The sequence below is a fragment of the Paenibacillus hebaui genome (assembly GCF_051934385.1).
In the GTDB taxonomy this organism is placed as follows: Bacteria; Bacillota; Bacilli; order Paenibacillales; family Paenibacillaceae; genus Paenibacillus.
This window is the reverse complement of sequence record NZ_CP196836.1, coordinates 2788025-2809195: the sequence shown is the minus strand read 5'-3', so window position 1 is coordinate 2809195 and position 21171 is coordinate 2788025. Positions and strand designations below refer to the sequence as shown.

15 protein-coding genes and 1 pseudogene are annotated in these 21171 nt (G+C 46.3%); 3 read left to right on the top strand and 13 right to left on the bottom strand.

Going from position 1 to position 21171, the window contains the following annotated elements:
• Positions 1 to 54: 54 nt before the first annotated feature.
• The 9 genes from dctA to ACR32F_RS12955 all read right to left on the bottom strand — a co-directional run bounded on the left by dctA (position 55) and on the right by ACR32F_RS12955 (position 12503).
• A complete protein-coding gene (gene dctA, locus ACR32F_RS12995; protein ID WP_440119082.1) occupies positions 55 to 1410 on the bottom strand; it encodes a C4-dicarboxylate transporter DctA in 1356 nt (451 codons plus the stop codon).
• Between the two features lie 235 nt (positions 1411 to 1645).
• Positions 1646 to 2341, bottom strand: coding sequence for a metal-dependent hydrolase (locus ACR32F_RS12990; RefSeq protein ID WP_440119081.1), 696 nt, complete (start codon positions 2339 to 2341; stop codon positions 1646 to 1648).
• Positions 2342 to 2421: 80 nt separating this feature from the next.
• Complete coding sequence (locus tag ACR32F_RS12985; protein ID WP_440119080.1) at positions 2422 to 4113, bottom strand: glycoside hydrolase family 13 protein; 1692 nt, start codon at positions 4111 to 4113, stop codon at positions 2422 to 2424.
• 120 nt (positions 4114 to 4233) lie between these two features.
• Positions 4234 to 4692 (bottom strand): VanZ family protein, encoded by a 459-nt coding sequence (locus tag ACR32F_RS12980; RefSeq protein WP_440119079.1) that lies wholly within the window; start codon positions 4690 to 4692, stop codon positions 4234 to 4236.
• A gap of 43 nt (positions 4693 to 4735) precedes the next feature.
• Positions 4736 to 5602 (bottom strand): effector binding domain-containing protein, encoded by an 867-nt coding sequence (locus tag ACR32F_RS12975; RefSeq protein WP_440119078.1) that lies wholly within the window; start codon positions 5600 to 5602, stop codon positions 4736 to 4738.
• A 205-nt stretch (positions 5603 to 5807) separates the two neighbouring features.
• Complete coding sequence (locus ACR32F_RS12970; protein WP_440119077.1) at positions 5808 to 8240, bottom strand: glycogen/starch/alpha-glucan phosphorylase; 2433 nt, start codon at positions 8238 to 8240, stop codon at positions 5808 to 5810.
• A 311-nt stretch (positions 8241 to 8551) separates the two neighbouring features.
• Positions 8552 to 9658 (bottom strand): glucose-1-phosphate adenylyltransferase subunit GlgD, encoded by a 1107-nt coding sequence (gene glgD / locus ACR32F_RS12965; protein ID WP_440119076.1) that lies wholly within the window; start codon positions 9656 to 9658, stop codon positions 8552 to 8554.
• A 27-nt stretch (positions 9659 to 9685) separates the two neighbouring features.
• Positions 9686 to 10855: a glucose-1-phosphate adenylyltransferase gene (locus ACR32F_RS12960; protein WP_440119823.1), complete on the bottom strand. Its 1170-nt coding sequence runs from the start codon at positions 10853 to 10855 to the stop codon at positions 9686 to 9688.
• Between the two features lie 496 nt (positions 10856 to 11351).
• Positions 11352 to 12503 (bottom strand): iron-containing alcohol dehydrogenase, encoded by a 1152-nt coding sequence (locus tag ACR32F_RS12955; protein ID WP_440119075.1) that lies wholly within the window; start codon positions 12501 to 12503, stop codon positions 11352 to 11354.
• 268 nt (positions 12504 to 12771) lie between these two features.
• Here ACR32F_RS12955 and ACR32F_RS12950 point away from each other — a divergent pair, with 268 nt between their 5' ends.
• Positions 12772 to 12852 carry an IS3 family transposase gene (locus ACR32F_RS12950; protein ID WP_440119821.1) on the top strand — a complete coding sequence of 27 codons (81 nt, stop codon included), beginning with the start codon at positions 12772 to 12774 and terminating at the stop codon, positions 12850 to 12852.
• Between the two features lie 350 nt (positions 12853 to 13202).
• Here the strand turns inward: ACR32F_RS12950 and ACR32F_RS12945 are convergent, their stop codons facing one another.
• From ACR32F_RS12945 to ACR32F_RS12935, 3 genes and pseudogenes are all read right to left on the bottom strand, one after another.
• Positions 13203 to 14090, bottom strand: a complete 888-nt coding sequence (locus tag ACR32F_RS12945; protein ID WP_440119074.1) for a GNAT family N-acetyltransferase — start codon at positions 14088 to 14090, stop codon at positions 13203 to 13205.
• Positions 14091 to 14225: 135 nt separating this feature from the next.
• Entirely contained in the window at positions 14226 to 15920 is a 1695-nt protein-coding gene (locus tag ACR32F_RS12940) for a M3 family oligoendopeptidase (protein WP_440119073.1), read from the bottom strand.
• Between the two features lie 273 nt (positions 15921 to 16193).
• A pseudogene (locus ACR32F_RS12935) lies at positions 16194 to 16622 on the bottom strand (GH12 family glycosyl hydrolase domain-containing protein); the annotation flags it as partial.
• Between the two features lie 603 nt (positions 16623 to 17225).
• Between ACR32F_RS12935 and ACR32F_RS12930 the strand changes: the two are divergent.
• Positions 17226 to 17963 (top strand): hypothetical protein, encoded by a 738-nt coding sequence (locus tag ACR32F_RS12930; protein WP_440119072.1) that lies wholly within the window; start codon positions 17226 to 17228, stop codon positions 17961 to 17963.
• Between the two features lie 139 nt (positions 17964 to 18102).
• Entirely contained in the window at positions 18103 to 18315 is a 213-nt protein-coding gene (locus ACR32F_RS12925) for a hypothetical protein (protein WP_094937532.1), read from the top strand.
• 102 nt (positions 18316 to 18417) lie between these two features.
• On the opposite strand, the gene ACR32F_RS12920 is transcribed toward ACR32F_RS12925, so the two are convergent.
• Positions 18418 to 21165, bottom strand: a complete 2748-nt coding sequence (locus ACR32F_RS12920; RefSeq protein ID WP_440119071.1) for a PAS domain S-box protein — start codon at positions 21163 to 21165, stop codon at positions 18418 to 18420.
• Positions 21166 to 21171: the final 6 nt, after the last annotated feature.

Below are 21171 nucleotides of genomic sequence, written 5' to 3'. Positions count from 1 at the left end.
ACATGATTGATACGTTTGGGTCACCTGACTAAGTCACTGCACGGGACCCGCTCCTTACGACATCTCGGGTGAAACCAATGCTTTTCCCTGTTTGTCCAGTACATTTAACTTCAATGAAGATAGCGCCGCCTGTTCTTCCCGCTCCAGTTCATCTGCACTGATCTCACCTGACAGTACAGCGCGCATTCGCTTCTGATCCAGCAGCCCTTCCCATTTTGCAACCACGAATGCTGCTACACAGTTGCCCATCAGATTCGTGAAGACACGCATCGTATCCATGAATCGATCCGCACCCAGCAGCAGAGCAACCGCTGCGACCGGGAAGGCATTCACGGCTGCTGCCGTAGCCGACAGGGCGAGAAACGCCGAGCCGGGCACCCCCGCCATGCCTTTGGAACTTAACATCAGCACCAGCAGAATCGTAATTTCCTGTCCCAAACTCAGATCAATGCCTACCGCCTGAGCGACAAAAACGGTAGCCAGAGAAAGATAGATTGAAGCACCATCCAGATTGAACGAGTATCCTGTGGGCACAACAAGTCCTACCACTGCACGATCACAACCAGCCTTGGTTAGCTTGTCCATCATTCGAGGCATGACCACCTCCGATGATCCGGTTCCAATTGCCAGCATCACTTCAGAACGGGTGTATTTCACAAATTGCAGGAAGTTCAGTCCGGTAATCCACCAGGCCGCCAGTGCAAGCATGACCAGAAACAATAGTGCCGCTCCATAACAGGCCAGAATAAGCAGACCGAAGGACGATAGTGTGGAAACCCCATAGGCACCTACCGTGTAGGCCATGGCACCAAATGCACCAATCGGAGCGAGTTTCATGATATAACCGATGATGCGGAACACAATTCCGAGCACATTCTCAATCAGCGTCAGTACATTTTCTTTTGCCTTACTCTCCGTTGCTGCCAGTGCAACCCCGAACAGACAGGCCACAAGCAGCACTTGTAGCAGCGCATTCTGTGCAAAGGCGTCCACAACACTTGTCGGAATAATATTCATGATAAAGTCTACCGTATGCGGTAATTCCGAACCATTGGTTTTCGCTTCAATACCACTTGCGTCTATGGTGGAAGGGTCCACGTTCATTCCCGCCCCCGGACGAAGCAGATTCGCTGTTCCCAATCCAAGCACCAGTGCTACCGTGGTTGCAATCTCGAACCACACAATGGCTTTCAGCCCAATGCGACCTACGGACTTCAGATCACCGATCTTGGCAATACCTGTCACAATGACCATGAATATCAGTGGTGCAATAATCATCTTGATTAATTTGATGAAGCCTGTACCCAGTGGTTGCAGCAAACTACCCAGATCCGGCCACAGGATGCCTACGCCAATTCCGATAATTACCGCTACAATAATCTGAAAAAATAATGATTTTACAAATAACATGAACACTCCCCCTGTTTGCGGTCAATTCGGATTTCCGGTTGGTTTCCGTGTAACTTTTTATATCATTCTAAAAGGGAGTTCAACAATGGAATTTCAATGTTTTTGTCATTTGTACCAACTCTAACGGTGAAAATTGAACCTGAAACCGATAAAAGACGAATATCACGTCAGTTATCTTGACGTGATATTCGTCTTTATCGATAAATCAGTTGATTATTGAACAGGGGTTCAATGTCTACCACAAAGTAATGGATTGTCCCGGGGCCAGCACGCGGCCTTCCAAACCTTTTGCAGCCAGCTGCTGCACAAAGTGTTCCGCATCCTGACGTATCACCGGGAATGTATCATAATGCACCGGAATCGTCAGCTTGGCATTGAACCATTCCGCGGCTTGCAGCGCATCTTCCGGTCCCATGGTGAAATGTCCACCAATAGGCAGGAACGCCACATCGATATCATGACGATCACCAATCATTTTCATATCTCCGAAGAGACTTGTATCTCCGGCATGCAAAATTGTTTTGCCACCTATGTTAATAATATATCCTGCAGGCAATCCTGCGTACATAATCCGTTGCTCTTCTTCCAGCACAATTCCCGACGTATGGAAAGCCTGAATCATTTTGGCTTTAGCAAAATCAAGATCTACCGTTCCGCCCATATTCATGCCAAGCGTGTCCAGACCTTTCCAGGACATATATGTAGCCAGCTCCACAATCGCAACGACCTTGGCATTATTCGCCTTGGCAATGGGTTCAGCATCCAGAATGTGATCCATATGTGCATGTGTCAGCAACACAACATCGGTTTTGATGTCTTCCGGTTTGGTGACAGCAAGTTCGTTACCACGCAGGAAAGGATCAATGATCAATGACTTCTCTTCTGTGCCCAGTTGTACACTGGAGTGTCCGTGGTACGTAATATTCAACAATTTGGAATCCTCCTGACATACGAATTCATATCTTGAAACCATTATAAATCATATCTCTTCACCAAAGCAAAACTACACGATCATCGCTGCATCCGATACACCCTTGCTTCATAAGGCTGAAGCAGAATAGAACCTTCGTCCGTGGAATAACGTCTGCTTACGTTACTGATGAGCAGCTTGGCTTGTTCGGAGTTCCACCCCTCCGGCCATTGCATCTCCGGCTCATGCTCACGAAAATTCAATATGACCAGCATTTGTTCCTCATCCAACGTTCGGGTATAAGCGTAGATATCGGGATCATCCGGCAAAAGCAGCTCATAGGCCCCATAGATGAGTACTTTATGTTGTTTGCGGAGTGTAATAAGCTTACGGTAATAATGCAAAATGGACTGAGGATCACGTTCGGCATCGGCTACGTTAATCTCGGGATAATTTTCATTCACCTGAATCCAGGGCTGAGCCTGGGTAAACCCAGCATGTTCCGTATCATCCCACTGCATGGGTGTACGTGCATTATCGCGGCTCTTCAGCCATATAGACTGCATGACTTCATGCTTCGCCTTACCTTGACCAATGTAATGATTATAATAATTTTTCGTCTCGATATCCCGGTACTCATTGATATCCGAGAAAGCGACATTGGTCATGCCAATTTCTTCTCCTTGATAGATGTAAGGTGTACCTTCCAGCGTGAACATCCATGTCGCCAGCATCTGGGCAGAACGAACTCTGTATTTACCATCATCGCCAAAACGGGAGACCGGACGCGGCTGATCATGATTGCCCATGTAATTGGCATTCCAGCCCTTGTTATGAAGCACGGTCTGCCAGCGGCTCATGATTTCTTTCAGCTCAGGCAATTTCCAAGCCCGATAGTTCCATTTCCCAATTCCGGGTGATTTGGCATCCACAAACATATGCTCGAACTGAAAGACCATATTCAGCTCATTACGATCAGTCCCCACATAGGCCAAGGCCTGTTCCGGCCCCAGTCCAGAGGTCTCTCCAACAGTCATGGGACCGTAAGGTTTCAGGATCATGTCGTTCAGTTTGTTCAGGATCGAATGCACCTGTTCCAGATTGGAAAAGAGCTGGTACGCCGGAACGACTGGCAAATGATTCGGATTGTGTGCATTTGGGAGACCTTCTGCCTTCGCGATGTGCGCGACTGCATCGAAGCGGAACCCATCCACCCCTTTTTGCAACCACCAATGCACCATCTCATACATCTCTTCTGCCATCTGAGCATTGTTCCAATTAAGATCAGGCTGGTGCTCGGAATACAGATGCAAATAATATTCATTTGTTTCGGGATCATGTTTCCACACGGAACCCCCAAAGTAGGATTCCCAGTTGTTGGGTACCTGACCATTTTTGCCTGAACGCCAAATATAATAATCCCGTTTCGGATTCACCTTGGATGAACGTGACTCTGCAAACCACGCATGTTCATCCGACGTATGATTCAGCACCAGGTCCATCATGATCTTGAGACCGCGTTTGTGCGCCTCTGCCAGCAAACGATCAAAGTCCTCCATCGTACCGTACTTGCGCAAAATGGCATAATAATCCCGGATATCATATCCGTTATCATGTCCTGGTGAATCATAGATGGGACAGAGCCAGATCACATCTACACCCAAATCCTCCAAATAATCAAGTTTCTCATAGATCCCCTGCAAGTCGCCCTGACCATCCCCGTTCGAATCCTTAAAACTGTTGGGGTAAATCTGGTATACCACACTCTCTTTCCACCAAACGATATCGCCCACCTCGCTCTCGTCTCTGTTCACTATATTAGCCGTTAATATGTTTTATCCGAAAAGATTCCCTTATAAACACTTGAATACGCATGATGCAAAAAGACCCGATCATGGACCGCCATTTGCGGTTCAATCCCGAGTCCTTCTTTGTGAGGAAATGCATAACCGAAATCCTGTATAACCGATCCAGGCACCGATCGTGTTCAAAATAATGTCATCCACATCAAACGAACCAACACGTGTAACCAATTGTGTGACTTCAACAATCATCAAAAGCATAACAACAATCCCTGTCAATGTCAGAAACGTACGACACCCGCGAAACAACCATGGAATCCAGATTCCCAGCGGAATGAACAATACGATATTGCCAAACAAGTTCTTGACCCAGGTATCTGTATTGTATCTCTCCCTTTCCAAAAGAAGTGGCCGAATCGTCTCCAAGGGTATGAAATTATATTGATAGTTTGGGCCAGGCGCTCGTCCGCTGACAAAAAGCAAATTGCACATGATCAGTGTATACAGGGCTGCCATACAGGTAACGATTGCAAGCATCCATCTGGAGTACAGCCACGATTTTCCGCTCAATGATATTCATCCTTTGACCTTGATCTCCGCGAGGCGGTAAGGTCTATTTTACCGGGATATAGATCTTCATGTCCAGTTGTTCCGGTGTGGACTTCCATACATCTGTCACTTCAAAGTCCGGTCCCTCTCTCCGTTCATAGTTAGACTGGGGTAACCAGCTGCCATAAATCATTTTGCGGATATCCTGACCGGAGCCTTCCACCGTGAATTCGGCATACAAACCACCAGGAATCTCAATCGTGGTAAACCCGGGTTCAAGTCCCTGAGATGTTCCACCGCTTTCTTCACCCACAATAAATGAAAATGCTCCATCCTCTTCAAAATGACAGGCGACACCGTAGGCCATATCAGGACGTACCCTCTCCGGAATCTTCATAAATCTTTGCTCCATGCCAAACTCCTGATAAAATCCGGGGATTTCAGCATAATGCTGCTCATTATTCAAGTTTGTCTTATATGGGTAGCCGATAATCCGGTTCGGTTCCCGTGTTACCAGGCGAGGGGTATTCATGTGGAATGATCTACCAAGCCGAGTGCGATAATCATTAAAATTAATACGTCGCTGTAACTTCAAAGGAGGTAGATGTTCGTTCAGTTTGCGTAACTTGGCGGGTGTAATCCCCCAGTGAGCTGTGAATGCGCGGGTGAATGCCTCTTGGGATTGATAACCAAAGCTCATGGCAATCTCCAGTATGCCTGCCGACGTGTTTTGCAAGTGTTCTGCGGCTTCGGTCAATCTTCGTCTGCGCACATACTCCAGTACTGTAAATCCGGTGATCGCCTGAAATAAACGTTGGAAATGAAAAGCAGAAAAGCTCGCAGCGGCTGACGTCTCCCTGATATTAAAATCATCTTGCAAATGATGCTCCAGATACTCAATGGCAAGCTGGATTCGTGTGTAATGATCCATGGCGACAGGTCCCCTATCTATTTCGAAATATTAAACGATTTCTCATTCAGTATGACTGAGATCGAAAATAGTTTTTTGATTTTCTGTGCGAACTTTACTGCACGCCAAAATCCCCTTGTTCTACAAAGAGGAATCCCTGCTCAGATGGCTTAACCAGCAGAGACCACTCTTGTAGACAAGAGGATTGAACTACATCAGTAGACCCTTAACCTTTCCAGTTCCCAGACACCGGGTGAATCCCCCAAATGTCTGTAGCATACTCACTGATCGTACGATCACTGGAGAATATACCGGATTGAGCCGTGTTCAGCACCGCCTTACGTGTCCAGCCCGGTACATCCCGGTAAGCCAGATCGATCGCAGCATGGGCATCCGCATAGGCAGCAAAGTCACGCAACACAAAATATTCATCGCCATGCGCAAGCAAGGAATCATAGATATCCCAGAATTCACCGTCACGATCGCAGAATGCACCTGGATGTACCAACTGCTCTACCACCTCGCGAATCCGTTCATCCTGCTGCACAATCTCATTCGGTCGATAGCTGCCGGAACGATAATAATCCAGCACCTCGTCTGAACGTAGACCAAAGATAAACATATTTTCCTGACCGACCTGCTCTGCCATCTCTACATTCGCTCCGTCCATCGTGCCGATGGTTAAAGCACCGTTCATCATGAACTTCATATTGCCCGTACCTGAAGCTTCCTTGCCTGCGGTCGAAATCTGTTCACTGACGTCTGCGGCCGGAATGATTTTCTCCGCAAGTGAAACCGAGTAGTTTTCCAGGAAGAATACCTTTAGGCGGTCATTTACTGCCGAGTCACCGTTTACGGTATTCGCCACATTGTTGATCAGCTTAATGATTTTCTTGGCGAAGTAATAGCTCGGCGCAGCCTTTGCACCAAAGATAAACGTACGTGGCACCATATCAAATGAAGCGTCGTTCTTGAGTCGGTTATACAAATGCATAACGTGCAGAATGTTCAACAATTGCCGTTTGTAGCCATGCAGTCTTTTCACCTGTACATCAAAAATAGAATCCGGATTCACAGCCGTTCCGGTATGATCCAGAATATAGGCGGCAAGTCGTTCCTTGTTGTCGCGTTTGATTGAACGGAACTGCTGCTGGAATGATGCATCGTCCGCAGCACTTACCAGCTCGTTCAGTCTGCCCGGCTCCGTAATCCACTCCCGTCCAATCGTATCTGTGATCAGATTCGACAGCTTCGGATTGGCGTGCATCAACCAGCGGCGGTGGGTAATGCCATTGGTTTTGTTATTGAAACGTTCGGGATAGAGTGCATAGAAGGGAGCCATCTCTCGTTCCTTCAATATCTCGGTATGCAATGCCGCGACACCGTTGACGCTATGGCTGCCCACAATCGCCAGATGAGCCATGCGCACCTGATCGTCTGCAATGATCGCCAGATGCTGAATTCGATCCGGTTCTTCCGGATAACGTTCCAGAAGCATGCCGCAGAAACGTTTGTTAATCTCTTCAATGATCATATAAATACGTGGCAGCAGCTTGCTGATCATGGCTACCGGCCATTTTTCAAGCGCCTCACTCAGTGTTGTATGATTGGTATACGATACAGTGCGAGTCGTGATATCCCACGCTTCGTCCCATCCGTACCCTTTGACATCAATCAGGATACGCATCAGTTCAGGAATGACCAGCGTGGGGTGGGTGTCATTAATATGGAATGCCACTTTATCCGGCAATCGATCATAAGACAGCTCCAGCTTGTTAAATGTACGCAGTGCACTCTGCACGCCTGCCGAACACATGAAATATTGCTGTTTCAGTCGAAGCAGCTTGCCCTCGTATTGGGAATCATCGGGGTATAAAAACTCCGAGATCGATTCTACGGAACGACTGTAATCCAGATATCCGTAATAGTTTGAAGGTGTATCCAGCGAGGTCCCCCGCTTGGGCTCCGCGCTCCACAATCGCAATGTGTTCACATGCGGCTGATCATAACCAATAACAGGCACGTCATAGGGAACAGCTACAACCGATTCGGCATCCTTTGTGATAAATTGGTACTGTCCATCCTGTTCATAGGCCTCTACGCGGCCCCAGAATTGGACTTCCACCTTTTTGTCCGGACGACGTACTTCCCATTCATTGCCCTTCTCAAGCCAATTATCGGGTAGCTCCACCTGGTTGCCGTTGATGATTTTTTGTTCAAACAAACCATATTTGTAACGAATGCCGCATCCATGCCCCGCATAACCAAGTGATGCGAGAGAATCCAGGAAACAGGCTGCAAGTCGTCCCAGACCTCCGTTACCCAAGCCTGCATCCGCTTCCTGTTCCTCGACATCCTCCAGCGAAAATCCAAGCTCAGCCAGACTGTCACGAACCAATTCCAATTCATTCACATTCAGCAGATTGTTGCCGAGCAGACGTCCAATCAGGAATTCCAGCGAGAAGTAATAGACCTGTTTATCCTGGCGCTGCTTGAATCCCTGATTCGATGCCGCCCAATCCTGACCCGCATATTCACGAATCATGCTTCCCAGTACATGATAGACATCTTCCTGGGTAGCTTCTTCAAGCGGTTTTCCCAATTTGCTGACCAGACTTCGCCTAAAAATACTCTTGAACGTTTCCTTGTTGTCAAACAAAAGTAGGTTCCTCCCGGTGAAATCCTGTAGGATGGTGGCGGTTCATTCACTCAACATTTTGGTTTGAGCATGTGCCCGTTACGGTTACGAATCGTTCTTTTGATCGCTGTTATCCCTGTATTTTCTTGATTTTATTATTTAGATGTGAAAATACAGTGATAAAGGCGAACGCTACGCTTCTTCAGAATCGATTTCGTCCCCTTCACTTACTGCCTGCGCTCTTTGCCAAACAACTTTCGTCTATGAACCTTAAATCCATCCTACAGGATTTTATTTTATATATTATAGAAGATATCGGTTAAGTGTTGGTATTAGATAATAGTACTCTTCGCCAGAATATACGGATTTGACGGATCGCCGATCAGCGTTTGTCCTCCGCTTAGTCTCACGTCTTTGTCGAGAATAACATTCTCAAGTACGGCGCCTTCGCCAATGTAGCATTTTTGCATGATGATAGAGCCTTTAATTTTGGCACCTTTCGCGACATGCACCCCCCGGAACAGGATACTGTCTTCCACTTCCCCGCCCACAATACAGCCATTCGCGAGCAGTGAATGTTTCACTTCAGCAGTGTCCAAATATTTGGCTGGAGCCTCGTACTTGATCTTCGTCTGTACAGGCTGTTCCTTGAAAAGTTGTTCATACAGTCCCGTATTCAGTAACTCCAGACTGTTCCGGTAATAGCTATCGATTGAATTAATTACAGCATGGTAGCCATCATAGGCATACGCTGCAATGTTCAATCCATCTGGATTTTTCTGAATCACATCACGGAAGAAATGGCTTTCACCATGATCGATGCAGCGCTGAACCTGGCGCAGGAACAGTTCTTTTTCCATAATGAAAATTTCTGTATATATATTCGGGTGGTTGGCGCTTTGGTGAATGTCCACCACATTACCATCCCCGTCATGTTCAACTTTGACACAGGCATCATGTTCAGGCAGCAGTTGATCCACCTTCTTGCAGACCAGTGTTACATCCGCGCCCTTGCTTATATGATACCTGTACACGTCCTGCAGATCCGCTTTGGTCACGTGCCGACTGCCCGCATGGACTACATATTGCCCGGAACCCCGGCGGAAGAAATCAAGATTATTGTGAAAATGCTGTAAATCCCCTTGCGACGTATCGGTTGGATCGTTCCAGTCTGGGGGCAAAATAAACATACCTCCATGCTTGCGATCCAAATCCCACGGCTTGCCATCACCCAGATGATCCATTAGTGAACGATACTTGCGGCGGACAAATACACCGATACTCTCAATGCCTGAATTCATCATATTGGATAATACAAAATCAATCAGACGGTATCGCCCGGCATAAGGCACCGCGGCTCCGCAGCGAAAGTACGTCAATTCCTTCAATTCCTCAAGCTCATGGTCAAGGTTAATAACTCCGATCATCAATGGTTTCATCGCATTCACCGTCCTTTTGGATATAGATTAGGGTTTACTTGGCATTCCCTCGCGAAGCTGACGCTCCAGTTCTTCCTGATCGACGAGCAATACATCACTTTCATCTCCGGGAGCGGGTGATAGATGCACTCCATTCGGAATTTCCAATCCTTCGGCAATAATGGCTTTGTGAATACGCACATTTTGCCCGATCTTCACTCTTGGCATGATCACAGAATCATTGACGAAACTGTTCTCACCAACCTCGATCCCATAGAACAAGACCGAATGATTCACCTCACCATGTACTATGCTGCCTTCACTGATGATGCAATTTCGCACTTTAGCTGAAGGTGAAATATACTGCGCAGGCTGATTCGGATTGCGAGTGTAGATACGCCAGTCCGGATCATTCAGGTTGAATAGAGTTTCCTCGTCCAATAGATCCATGTTGGATTCCCACAGACTTTGGATGGTACCGACATCTCTCCAATACCCTTCAAAAGGATAAGCGTATAAGGATTTTTGATTTTCAAGTAATAAAGGAATGATATCTTTGCCAAAATCATAGGAAGTGGATGCCTGTTGTTCGTCCTGAATGAGGAAACGCTTCAGCACATCCCACTTGAAAAGATAGATACCCATGGAAGCGAGCGTACTCTTGGGTTCAGGAGGTTTTTCTTCGAATTCAAAGATGCGATAGTCATCGTGGGTGTTGAGCAACCCGAACCGGCTGGCTTCTTCCAGCGGCACGTCAATGACGGATATGGTGCAATCTGCATCTTTTTCTTTATGGTATTGAAGCATTTTCTCGTAATCCATTTTATAGATATGATCCCCTGACAAGATGAGCACATGCTCGGGGTCGAATTGTTCGATAAAATTCAGGTTACGAAATATCGCATCAGCCGTGCCACGATACCAGTTACTGCCGTCTTCACGTTCGTGAGGAGGAAGCACATATACCCCGCCGTTTTTGCGGTCCAGATCCCAATCACTGCCAATGCCGATATAAGAGTGCAGCACCAGAGGTTCGTACTGAGTTAACACACCGACCGTGTCGATACCTGAGTTGGAGCAGTTACTAAGAGGAAAATCAATGATTCGGTAGGTTCCTCCAAAATATACAGCTGGCTTGGCCAGTGATTTCGTCAATCCTTTTAATCTTTTACCTTGTCCTCCGGCGAGCAGCATCGCTACAACTTCTTTTTTTGCCATCATTACAGCCTCCTCCACGTGCATTCATTCTGATTCATTTTAGAGCCCATAATCCGATATTCTGTTGTGGACGCTGTTGTTATTGATTAGGAGCGTGCTGTACAGACTTCTGTTTCCTTGGAAATGCAGCCTAACGTCATTCATTTTAATGCTTGAGAAAAGATGAAACGTGTAGAATTGCCTTGCTTGTCGTGCAGAGGTGATTGGTGGATGTAGAAAATTAAGATGTACCTCGTGAGAAATGCAATACACAATTCCTATTTAACATTAAACACGAAACGGGCTGGGGAATCTTGCTGGAAAACTTCGACAAAAATTCAGGTAGAGATCACACCCTCCTTCATGCCGCTGTTATTAAATATTGTATTCGATAAGAGGGAATCAAAATCCTTTTGTTTTAACCTTAATCATCAGCTGGGAAAATAAGTTAAAATTTTAATACATATGAAAAATAGCCGAGATTCCTCCCGGCCCCTATTTTTATTCTTTTAGATAGTTATATAATTTTACGGAACAACTCCACCACTTCATCCTTGGATGGTTGATATGGATTTCCCGGTGCGCAGGCATCTTTCATTGCGTTATCGGCCAATAGCTCCACGTCAGGGTCTTTCACACCCAACTCAGACAATTTCTCGGGAATACCTACTTCCTTGGAGAGCAACCTGATCGCTTCAATTACATACTCGGAGCACTCTTCATCACTCTTGCCCTTCACATCCATACCAATGGCTTTGGCAATATGCCGGAATTTACCTGGCGCGTGCTTCGCATTCATCTCTTCAACATAAGGGAGCAACATCGCGTTGCATACGCCATGCGGCAGATCGTATACTCCGCCAAGTTGATGGGCCATCGCATGAACATAGCCCAAGCCCGCATTATTAAAAGCAATCCCACCCAGGAAACACGCATAGGTCATATGTTCACGCGCCTCCAAATCACTACCGTCCCTCACAGCTCTCGGCAAGTATTCAAAAATCAGCTCAACCGCAGCGGCCGCAGTGGCGCTTGTCACGGTGAATCCTCCAGGTGTGACCATCGCTTCCACGGCATGGGTTAACGCATCCATGCCTGTAGCCGCTGTAAGACTGGCAGGCTTGCTTAGCATGAGTTCTGGGTCATTAACCGACAGGGAGACCTGACTGTTTCGGTCCACCATTACCATTTTCACTTTGCGTTCCTCATCTGTAATCACGTAGTTAATTGTCACCTCACTCGACGTGCCCGCCGTTGTATTATAAGCTACAAGTGGCACGGACTTATGTTTCGATTGATGCAATCCTTCATATTCACGAATATGTCCGCCGTTGGTTGCTACAATGCCAATGGCTTTGGCAGCGTCCTGCGGTGAACCCCCGCCTATCGATATAATGGCGTCACAGCCATGATCCTGAAATACCTGGAGTCCGTCATGTACATTCTGACATGTTGGATTCGGCTGAACCTCATCATATACTACATAGTCTAACCCTGATTTTCTTAATGTAGACAGTACCCGTTCAGCAACGCCGGAAGAGATCAATTGACGATCACTTACGACCAGCGCTTTGCGAATACCCATGTCCTGAATCATCTTGCCTGATTCATGTAAACACCCTCTACCCATCAAGTTCACGGGCGGAACATAATAAGCATGTGTTGCCATTTGAACCAGCCTCCTGCTACCCCTGATTTACTTCCTTTATTGTAACTGAATCCGTTTTCAGATATAGTGAAATAAATCACAACCAAGCTGGTAAATGTTTCATTTAAGGAGATGCTGGACAAAGCGAAACTCACGCAAAGCATGTCCTGAATGGACTGCTGCATGAATAACGGGCCCATGGAATCCTTTTGGGGACACTCAAATGTGAGAAGTACTACTTGCATACCTACCTGACCTTTAAGAGCCAAAAAGAAATTGATGATTTAACATACACTTTTACAATTACAAACGGTTACAGGCAAAACTAAACGGCCTCAGTCCCAATGAATTCAGGACCAAGACCGCTTAATTATCTTTTATTTTTTGCACTGTCTACTTGGCGGGGTGCAGTTCACTTCTGAGACAGCCCCATGGATCATCCAGCGTGTGGCGAGTGAACACTTTTATCGAATCCAGCACACCTTATTCGGTCTTTATTTGTAACTCCGGCGATTTAACGAATCGCAGACACTCTATTTTCTCGTTTCGCCCACCTTTTGGCAGGTTTTCAGCCGAATAGAGCCTGGAGGTCGTTAGAGTTATAATTCCCTGCTAAGCCCTATAATAAGTCGCCCTCGATTCGTTAGCGTCTGAACAAGTACCCAGAACCGGGGAAAAGACTGGCTTTCGGGACAGCCTTATCCATCCCTTTATGCCATGTCATTCACAGCAGTTCAGAAGCTCTCGAATTGGCATGTAATAAGCGGGATACGTACTACCTTGTTCAAAGCCAAGCTTACCCGCGATTACAATGGAATCATGCCGGAAATCCTCTGTCGTCCAATGTGGCACACATCCCTGTTTCAATAGTAATCGGACATAAGCGCTTGCCATGGCTGTAGCCAGTCCTTTACCACGGTGCACCAGATCGTAGGTATGAATACCTGTTTCATGGTGAATGCCACTGACAAACACCGAGATACAGGTACCTACAACCTGACGCTCATGCACCGCGCAAATGCCCACCCCATACCGGATGAAGTCGTCCACCGAATGCCAGAACTTCAAGATTTCATGCTCAATAATACGGCTTTTGTCTTCCACTATTACAGCTCGATCAATAATTTGAAGCGCATATCCGGGAAAAATGGATAAGGAGCTGGAAGCGGAGCTGAGGCCGGGATTGGAACTGCTCTCCAGCCACTTTTCATACTTCGCAAGATTAAATTGAAAAGGAACTCGCCGTCCTTCGCACAGACGTCCATCGAACATACGATGCAAGACTGGAGACCATTCCGAGCCCTGCTCGGGATAAACCTCAAGATTCAGCATGTCTTCGCCGGCATCTAACGCTTCAGGAAGTAGTTCCTGAACAAGTACCTGCCTGACAAGGCTGTTGAACCGTTCATTGCCCGATCTGCCGATCAGATAAAACATTTCATTTTTTGCCCAGATCAGTGCACTTTTGGGAGCATGAAGTTGATCTGCATAGACACGCCCGCTTTGGAGGCCGGTAAGCACTCCACCCATGACCACATGTCCGTTTGTACCCGAGATGAAGGGCGCCAATGCCTTCCTTTGGGAAGGTTGATCCAGTAAAACCAACATGGTATAACCTCGCATTCTTTGTATAGGGTAGTTAAATGGAATTAAATGAATACATTCAAACCCGCCCTGCCTCAGAATGCTATAACGTCAGGTTTATTCCTCGTTCCCCTTCACCTCTTCGACCTTTATTTTTGCTTAGAGCGCCTTGTCGTCTACTCCATCGAGCCATGCTTCGATATCGCCAATCACAGAGGACACACAACCGTCTTCAAACGGAGAATTCAGACCTGCCAGTTCGACCAATCCTGTGAAGGATAGGCTTCCTCCCGCTTTGCACAATGCCAGGTAGTCAGCCCATGCGGACTTCATATCCTGATTGCTGCGTTTCCAGAACTGGAATGCACAGATTTGTGCCAGAGTGTAGTCGATGTAATAGAACGGCGAGGAGAAAATATGACCTTGTTTATGCCAGAATCCGCCCTGTTCCAGATAGGCGTTATCCTTGTAATTGATGTGCGGCAGATAGGTCTTCTCAATATTGCGCCAAGCCTGCTTGCGTTCAGCCGGTGTTGCATCCGGGTTCGCATAAACAAAATGCTGGAATTCATCCACAGCTACGCCGTAAGGAATGAACAGCAGTCCCGAAGACAGGTGGTCAAACTTGTATTTGTCCGTATCTTCCTTGAAGAACAATTCCATCCATGGCCATGTGAAGAATTCCATACTCATGGAATGAATCTCCGCCGATTCATACGTTGGCCAGTTGTACTCAGGCACTGCAAAGTCACGGCTCTCATATACCTGGAAAGCATGGCCTGCTTCATGAGTCAATACATCGATATCGCCCGATGTACCGTTAAAGTTGGAGAAGATAAACGGCACTTTATAATCATTCAGGAAGGTGCAATAACCTCCGCCCTGCTTGCCTTTTTTGCTCACCAGATCCATGAGTTCGTTATCGGTCATCATCTGGAAAAATGCATCCGTCTCTGGTGACAATTCTGCGTACATTTTTTTACCATTGTCAATAATCCAGTCGGCATCACCCTTCGGTGTCGGGTTACCCGTTTTGAAACTGAAGCCCTGATCGTAATAATAGAGGGTGTCCACATCAATCCGGCTGCGTTGACGCTCTCTGAGCTTTGTTGCTACAGGCACGATATAATCGCGGACTTGCGCTCTGAAATTCGACACCATCTCTGCGTTGTAATCCGTACGGTTCATGCGATCATAACCAAGTTCAACGTACGATGGATATCCAAGCTTCTTCGCGATCTGTGTACGCACTTTGACCAGCTCGTCGTAAATGCGATCGAATTCAGCCTCATGTTCAGCCATGAACGCATACCTCGCTTCTGAGGCGCGCTCCCTCATCGAGCGATCCGTGGACAGCTCGAACGGATGCAGTTGTGGCAAGGTGCGTTCTTCGCCTTCAAACGGAATTTTGGCTGAGGCAATCAACTGGTTGTATTCCGTGGAAAGTTTGTTCTCTTTCTGCAGGTCCTCGATAATTTCAGGACTGAATGTTTTCAGGGACAGATCCGCCAGCTGGAACAGCTGTGAACCCCATTTTTGTTCCAATTCTGTGCGGAATTTGGAGTTCACCAATGCCCGATAATAATCGGTGATGTATTCTTGAATGATCGGGGAGCTTTCATCCAGAAATTCGTTTTCTGCTTTGTAGAACGTATCATTGGTATCAATGGAATGACGGATGTAGACCAATTGTGCCTGAGTTTCAAAATCACTCCGTAAAGCGTTAATTTTGTCCATATAACTGCTCTGCTCTTCAACCGTAGACGCAGCTTCAAAACCGCTCAGCAGCTCACGAAATGATGTTTTGATATGTTCCAGATCGGGACGTGTATACGTATACTCACTAAATTTCATTTATGTACACCCTTTCCTGTTAGGCATATTTCGGGATTTCCCGAGTTGAACTAAACCCTATTATACAAAAGAGCAGCCTAAAAATCCCAACTTTATGAAAAATATTTGTCCATGGGTCAAATGGAACAACATCTCTCGTTACGTATGTTACACATGAATGTCAGATACCAAACGCAAGCAAAAGATGCTGCATCCGCAGGAAATGGTTTCCTACCGAGCAGCATCTCCATGTCATTGAATCTGAATCAGAAACATTGCTGAAAAACGAAGCAATTATTGAACATTCACGTACCAGTTGGAATAGTTGATCTGACCGCTGCCCTTGGTAATTTCGCTTCCGTATTCAACACTGCTGACATATTTGCTGTTGGTAAAGTAATTTTTGGAGATCAGGTAATCGGTGAAGTTTTTGACGTTGATGTTAAACTGGTTAGGAGACTTGGCCTTTTTCAGGAAAGAGTATACCCACCATTGATGCACACCGTTTTCAGTAATCTGGCCGCGATACAGATCATAGGTTTGTCCACCGATGGACACATCCGAGAATACTTTGGAACCAATAGGACCTACCCCGGAAGTCCATTCATTCCAGATCATGATCTCCTCGGTGGGTTTGCTTGACCAGGTCGCATTGCCAATGTCGTGCAGCCAGATATCATACGCGTTATTATATTCCCCATTGGTGTTGGATGCCTTCGAATAGCTAGACTTTTTGGGATTATATGCAAATAAGCCCGCCTCGCATCATTTGCGAAGCCAGCTTATAGGCTTGTCTGTTCATACTCTCTTTCAATACAACCTAGTGTTGGTCGTTGTCCATTATCTTGTAGAACCAGCCCATTCCGACCATTCCCACAACCATAATAACAGCCATAATAATGATATATGTCATGAATGTAACCCCCCTGCTCCGTATTTCTTCACACTACTACCAGTTTACACGCTGAAACACCTCTTGAATTGACCGAACATTGACAAAAATACGAAATCTTCAATTTTAATAAATCAATGATCTCCATATTCATTCTGTCTTATGTCCATTTCCCCTTAACGATTATTCCACAACCACTGTATCCGCATCCAAATGTTCAAAACAGAGATTAACTTTTGCACTTCATTTACATCACTGATGGCAAAATGCTGGTATTATTCCTGAATGCTCTCTCTGATCTGATCCAGGTTCAAACTTCCCTTTTGGAATGACTGATTTCCGCTTCGCTGTTCAAAGTTTCATCCGCCACCCTTACGGTGTATACTATACTTCTATGAATTGGAATTGGATTATACGCAGAAAGGTTGAACAGAATGTCGACTCGAATCCCCTTTTATCGTCAGTTATTACTAGCAATACTACTAACTCTTATGCTGTCCATACTATCCGCCTGTGCCGCTGGAGAAGCCCATGTAACCGTTAATATGGACGGATCAACGGATCTGGATCTGAATCTCAGCGTAACCGACTCTGCCCTTGGGAAGATTGGACAAGACAATCTCATGACACTGCTCGCAGACACCCTGAATAAGAACAATTTCCAGGCACAGGTCTCCGATGAAGGTGATCAGAAAAAACTCACAGCTACAACACATTATGAGAAAAAAAGTACAACAAGCTTCGATACTTCCAACTTGCAGGAAGGAATCCAGATTGAGCAGTCGACTGTGCCCGGCTTCTTCACTTCCAAATTGCATATTACTGCTGAAGCAGATCTCATGAAATCCATGCCGGATGGGGAGATCAAAGACCAGATTAACAAGGTACCGGGTTTTCTTAAAAACCTATTGCTGAAAGATGTGAACTTTGACTTTAAACTGACACTGCCCATCAAAGCCCAGGATTCCAACGCAGATCTGGTTGAAGATCATGGGAAAACATTAATTTGGCACGTCTCACCACTCAATCCGAATACACTGGATTTGACTGTACAAGTTCCGAATATTCGGAATATTATCATTACAGCAGTCATTGCCTTGGTGTTGATCGCTGCATTACTCATCTGGTTTTTTGTCCGTCGCAGACGAGCCAGGCAGCGCCGGAGCAATTAAATGTAGTACGGAACGTATTCGTTCCGTAACCACAATTTGGTTAACGACTTGCCAAACCGTGTTATGGATAGTAGAATACATCCGTACTGTATGAACGGTTAAACTTAATTATGGAAAAGCCAAAGAGGTGACAGTTTTTATGAATATTCGAGAATGCCCATTGCCTGGTATCGGAGTGAAGTACCAGTTTGATACAAAAAGCGGCAATAAGCTGGTCATTATTGTGCACGAAGACGGACGACGTGAATTGTTCTCAGTTGACCCAAGTGACAACGAAGAACTTACCTTGATTGCTGAATTGGAAGATGACGAATGCGTAACCCTTTCGGGGTTAATTGGAGGGTGGTCCTGACATCTGTCAAGGCCATTTACCGTGATGTAACGCCAAATAACCTGCACCCTTAAAACCATGGGCAGGTTATTTTTTATGATTAAATTGCTGTTCCACCGCCAATCAGCGTCCCTGCTGGGATCGAATATATGGTACCCACGTGTTTAACACACGGCTAATCTCCGTTGAATTGAATGGTTTGCTGATGAAATCCTGCATCCCACATTCCAGACAAGCTTCGCGGTCATTCGATCCAGCAAATGCTGTTATGGCCGTGATGACCGGGATTTCAGGGTGTGTTTTTCTAATTTTACAGGTGGCTTCAATCCCGTCCATAACAGGCATTTTAATATCCATAAACAGAAGATCGTAGCGTTCCCTTTCCATAGCTCGTACCGCTTCTTCGCCATTGGTAACGATATCACATACTCCGCCAAGCTTACGAAGCATTTCCTCCAGCAAATGGCTGTTCACCGCTTGATCTTCAGCTACCAGAATTTTGATACCCGCTGCCAGGTTTGTTCGATCCAGCTTCTCATCATGATCCAACGTCTCTTCGATTCTATCATTCAATTCATCTTGCCATCTTTCAAGTAATAGAGTGAAGTGAAATTCTGCTCCCTCACCTGTCTCACTCTGCACACCGATCGCTCCGCCCATCAGTTCTACCAACTTTTTGCTGATTGCAAGCCCCAGACCCGTGCCTCCATATTTGCGATTAATGGCTGGATCGAGCTGTGAGAAGGACTGGAACAGTTGATGTTGCTTATCGAAAGGAATCCCAATTCCGGTGTCTTTGACCGTAAAGGATAAGATGAGGTGATCTTCATCGTGATCTCCCACGGGTTTGACGTTCACGTACACCTGAATGCTGCCTTTCTCCGTGAATTTGACCGCGTTACCTACCAGATTAATCAGAATCTGACGGATCCGGGTCTCATCCCCTCTTACGCGTTCAGGAATGTGCTCGGACATCTCGCAGGAAAGCTCGATATTTTTCTCCGATGCTTTGAATGAGAATAGTTCCATGACCCCGCCCAGAACCGCTTTAATATCAACAGGCTCACGTTCAAGATCCATCTTGCCCGCTTCAATCTTGCTGAAATCCAGAATTTCATTCAGAATATACAGGAGTGATTCACCGCTCCCAATGATAATTTCAGCAAAGCTGATTTGTTCGTCATCCAGTTTAGTTTCCATTAACAGATGAGCCATACCCATAATTCCATTCAACGGTGTACGGAGCTCATGACTCATAATCGCCAGAAACTCAGACTTTGCCCGATCGGCATGTTCAGCCGCTTCCTTGGCACGAATAATCTCCTTCACCGATGTCATATCGCGGAAGACCAATACTGCCCCGCGAATGCTCCCCTGATCCATGATCGGTTTCAATTGAAACTCTGCGAGGAAGCTGGACCCATCCTGTTTCCAGAACACGGCCTCTGAACGTTGAATACCACGCCCTTCACGGACAGCCCGAAGAATCGGAGTACCGTTCGACGGATAAGGGATACCTTCACTTTGCATCTGTAACATAATCTCCTCAAGCGATCTGCCTTTCATTTCATTGGGACAGAAATCCATCATTTTTGTTGCAATCGGATTGGCAAATATCAGATTTCCATTCTGATCCAAGCCAATAACCCCTTCAGACAAGGCATTTAGAATTAGTGCTCGCTCGTAACTCAAGTTTTCAATTTCTTCTACATACCTTTTGGACTCCGTAATATCACTGGTTATGCCGTACACACCAACTACTCGATCTTCGAGCAAAATGGGAACATTAATGACACTCGCATCAATACGCTGTCCGTCTTTGTGGATCATACCAATTTCGTAGCTCTGGGCGATCCCCTTCACCGTCTGTTCAAAGTGATATCTCGTCTTCTCCAGATCCGCCGGATCAATGAGATGATCAAAGGACTGGTTAAGAAGTTCCTCCTTGGTATGTCCCGTCAATTGCTCCTGACCTTGATTGGCCTTCAGCAAGTTACCGTCCAGGTCCAGTGAAGCAACACCCAGTGGGTTACAGTCAAACAAAGACTGGTATTCCTGCAGGCTTAATTGCTGTTGCTTGCTGGCTGTAATATCACGGGTCACAGCGATCATCTCCTGCAGATTACCCTGCTTGTCATATACATAATGGGAGATCGTATCTGCCCATACGACAGAACCATTTTTATGCTGGAGCCGATAACTGATTCGATCAGGAGCCAGCCCCTGGATCTGTCCAGCGACATAAGCTTCAACCAGAGGAATATCGTCGGGATGAATGCAGAACAGGCCAGATTGACCAAGGACTTCTTCTGGTTCATATCCCAACATGCTTCTGCAGGCTGGAGATACGTACTTGAACGTCCGCTCGGGATCGGCATGGTGTATCGCAATCAGGTCAAGCGACGATTCGGCCAGTAATCGAGAGATTCGGCTGCTTTCCTCCAACTGCTTGCGCTGAACATTAAGATGATTCTCGGCATGCTTCTGCTTCGTAATATCCACCGCCTGCACGAGCAGGTATAGTGGCTCATCATTCGCTTCATCCCTGACAATACAGGCCCGGATTGTCGCCCATACCAAAAAATCATCCTTTCGTTTCAAACGAACCTCCGTCTCATACATGAGACATGCTCCATTCGTCATTTCCCAGAACTTGCGACGGAACTTTTCCAGCTCCATGTCTTCTTCGTAAATCATATGTACAATTGAAGTGTCAATCAGTTCATCTTCAATGTACCCCAACATTTCACAAAATGCCGGATTAAGCTGTAGCCAACACCCGTTCACATGCGAAGCAACAGCAATGCCGATGGGTGCATGAGTATACAATTGTTCAAACAGAGACCGATTCTCTGTAATTGGATTCGACACTGCGTA

What these genes read in the sequence shown, in the direction of transcription:
- dctA (WP_440119082.1), bottom strand. Translation starts at nt 1,410, where the DNA reads ATGTTATTTGTAAAATCATTATTTTTTCAGATTATTGTAGCGGTAATT.
- ACR32F_RS12975 (WP_440119078.1), bottom strand. Translation starts at nt 5,602, where the DNA reads ATGGATCATTACACACGAATCCAGCTTGCCATTGAGTATCTGGAGCAT.
- glgD (WP_440119076.1), bottom strand. Translation starts at nt 9,658, where the DNA reads ATGAAACCATTGATGATCGGAGTTATTAACCTTGACCATGAGCTTGAG.
- ACR32F_RS12960 (WP_440119823.1), bottom strand. Translation starts at nt 10,855, where the DNA reads ATGGCAAAAAAAGAAGTTGTAGCGATGCTGCTCGCCGGAGGACAAGGT.
- ACR32F_RS12955 (WP_440119075.1), bottom strand. Translation starts at nt 12,503, where the DNA reads ATGGCAACACATGCTTATTATGTTCCGCCCGTGAACTTGATGGGTAGA.
- ACR32F_RS12945 (WP_440119074.1), bottom strand. Translation starts at nt 14,090, where the DNA reads ATGTTGGTTTTACTGGATCAACCTTCCCAAAGGAAGGCATTGGCGCCC.
- ACR32F_RS12940 (WP_440119073.1), bottom strand. Translation starts at nt 15,920, where the DNA reads ATGAAATTTAGTGAGTATACGTATACACGTCCCGATCTGGAACATATC.
- ACR32F_RS12930 (WP_440119072.1), top strand. Translation starts at nt 17,226, where the DNA reads ATGTCGACTCGAATCCCCTTTTATCGTCAGTTATTACTAGCAATACTA.
- ACR32F_RS12925 (WP_094937532.1), top strand. Translation starts at nt 18,103, where the DNA reads ATGAATATTCGAGAATGCCCATTGCCTGGTATCGGAGTGAAGTACCAG.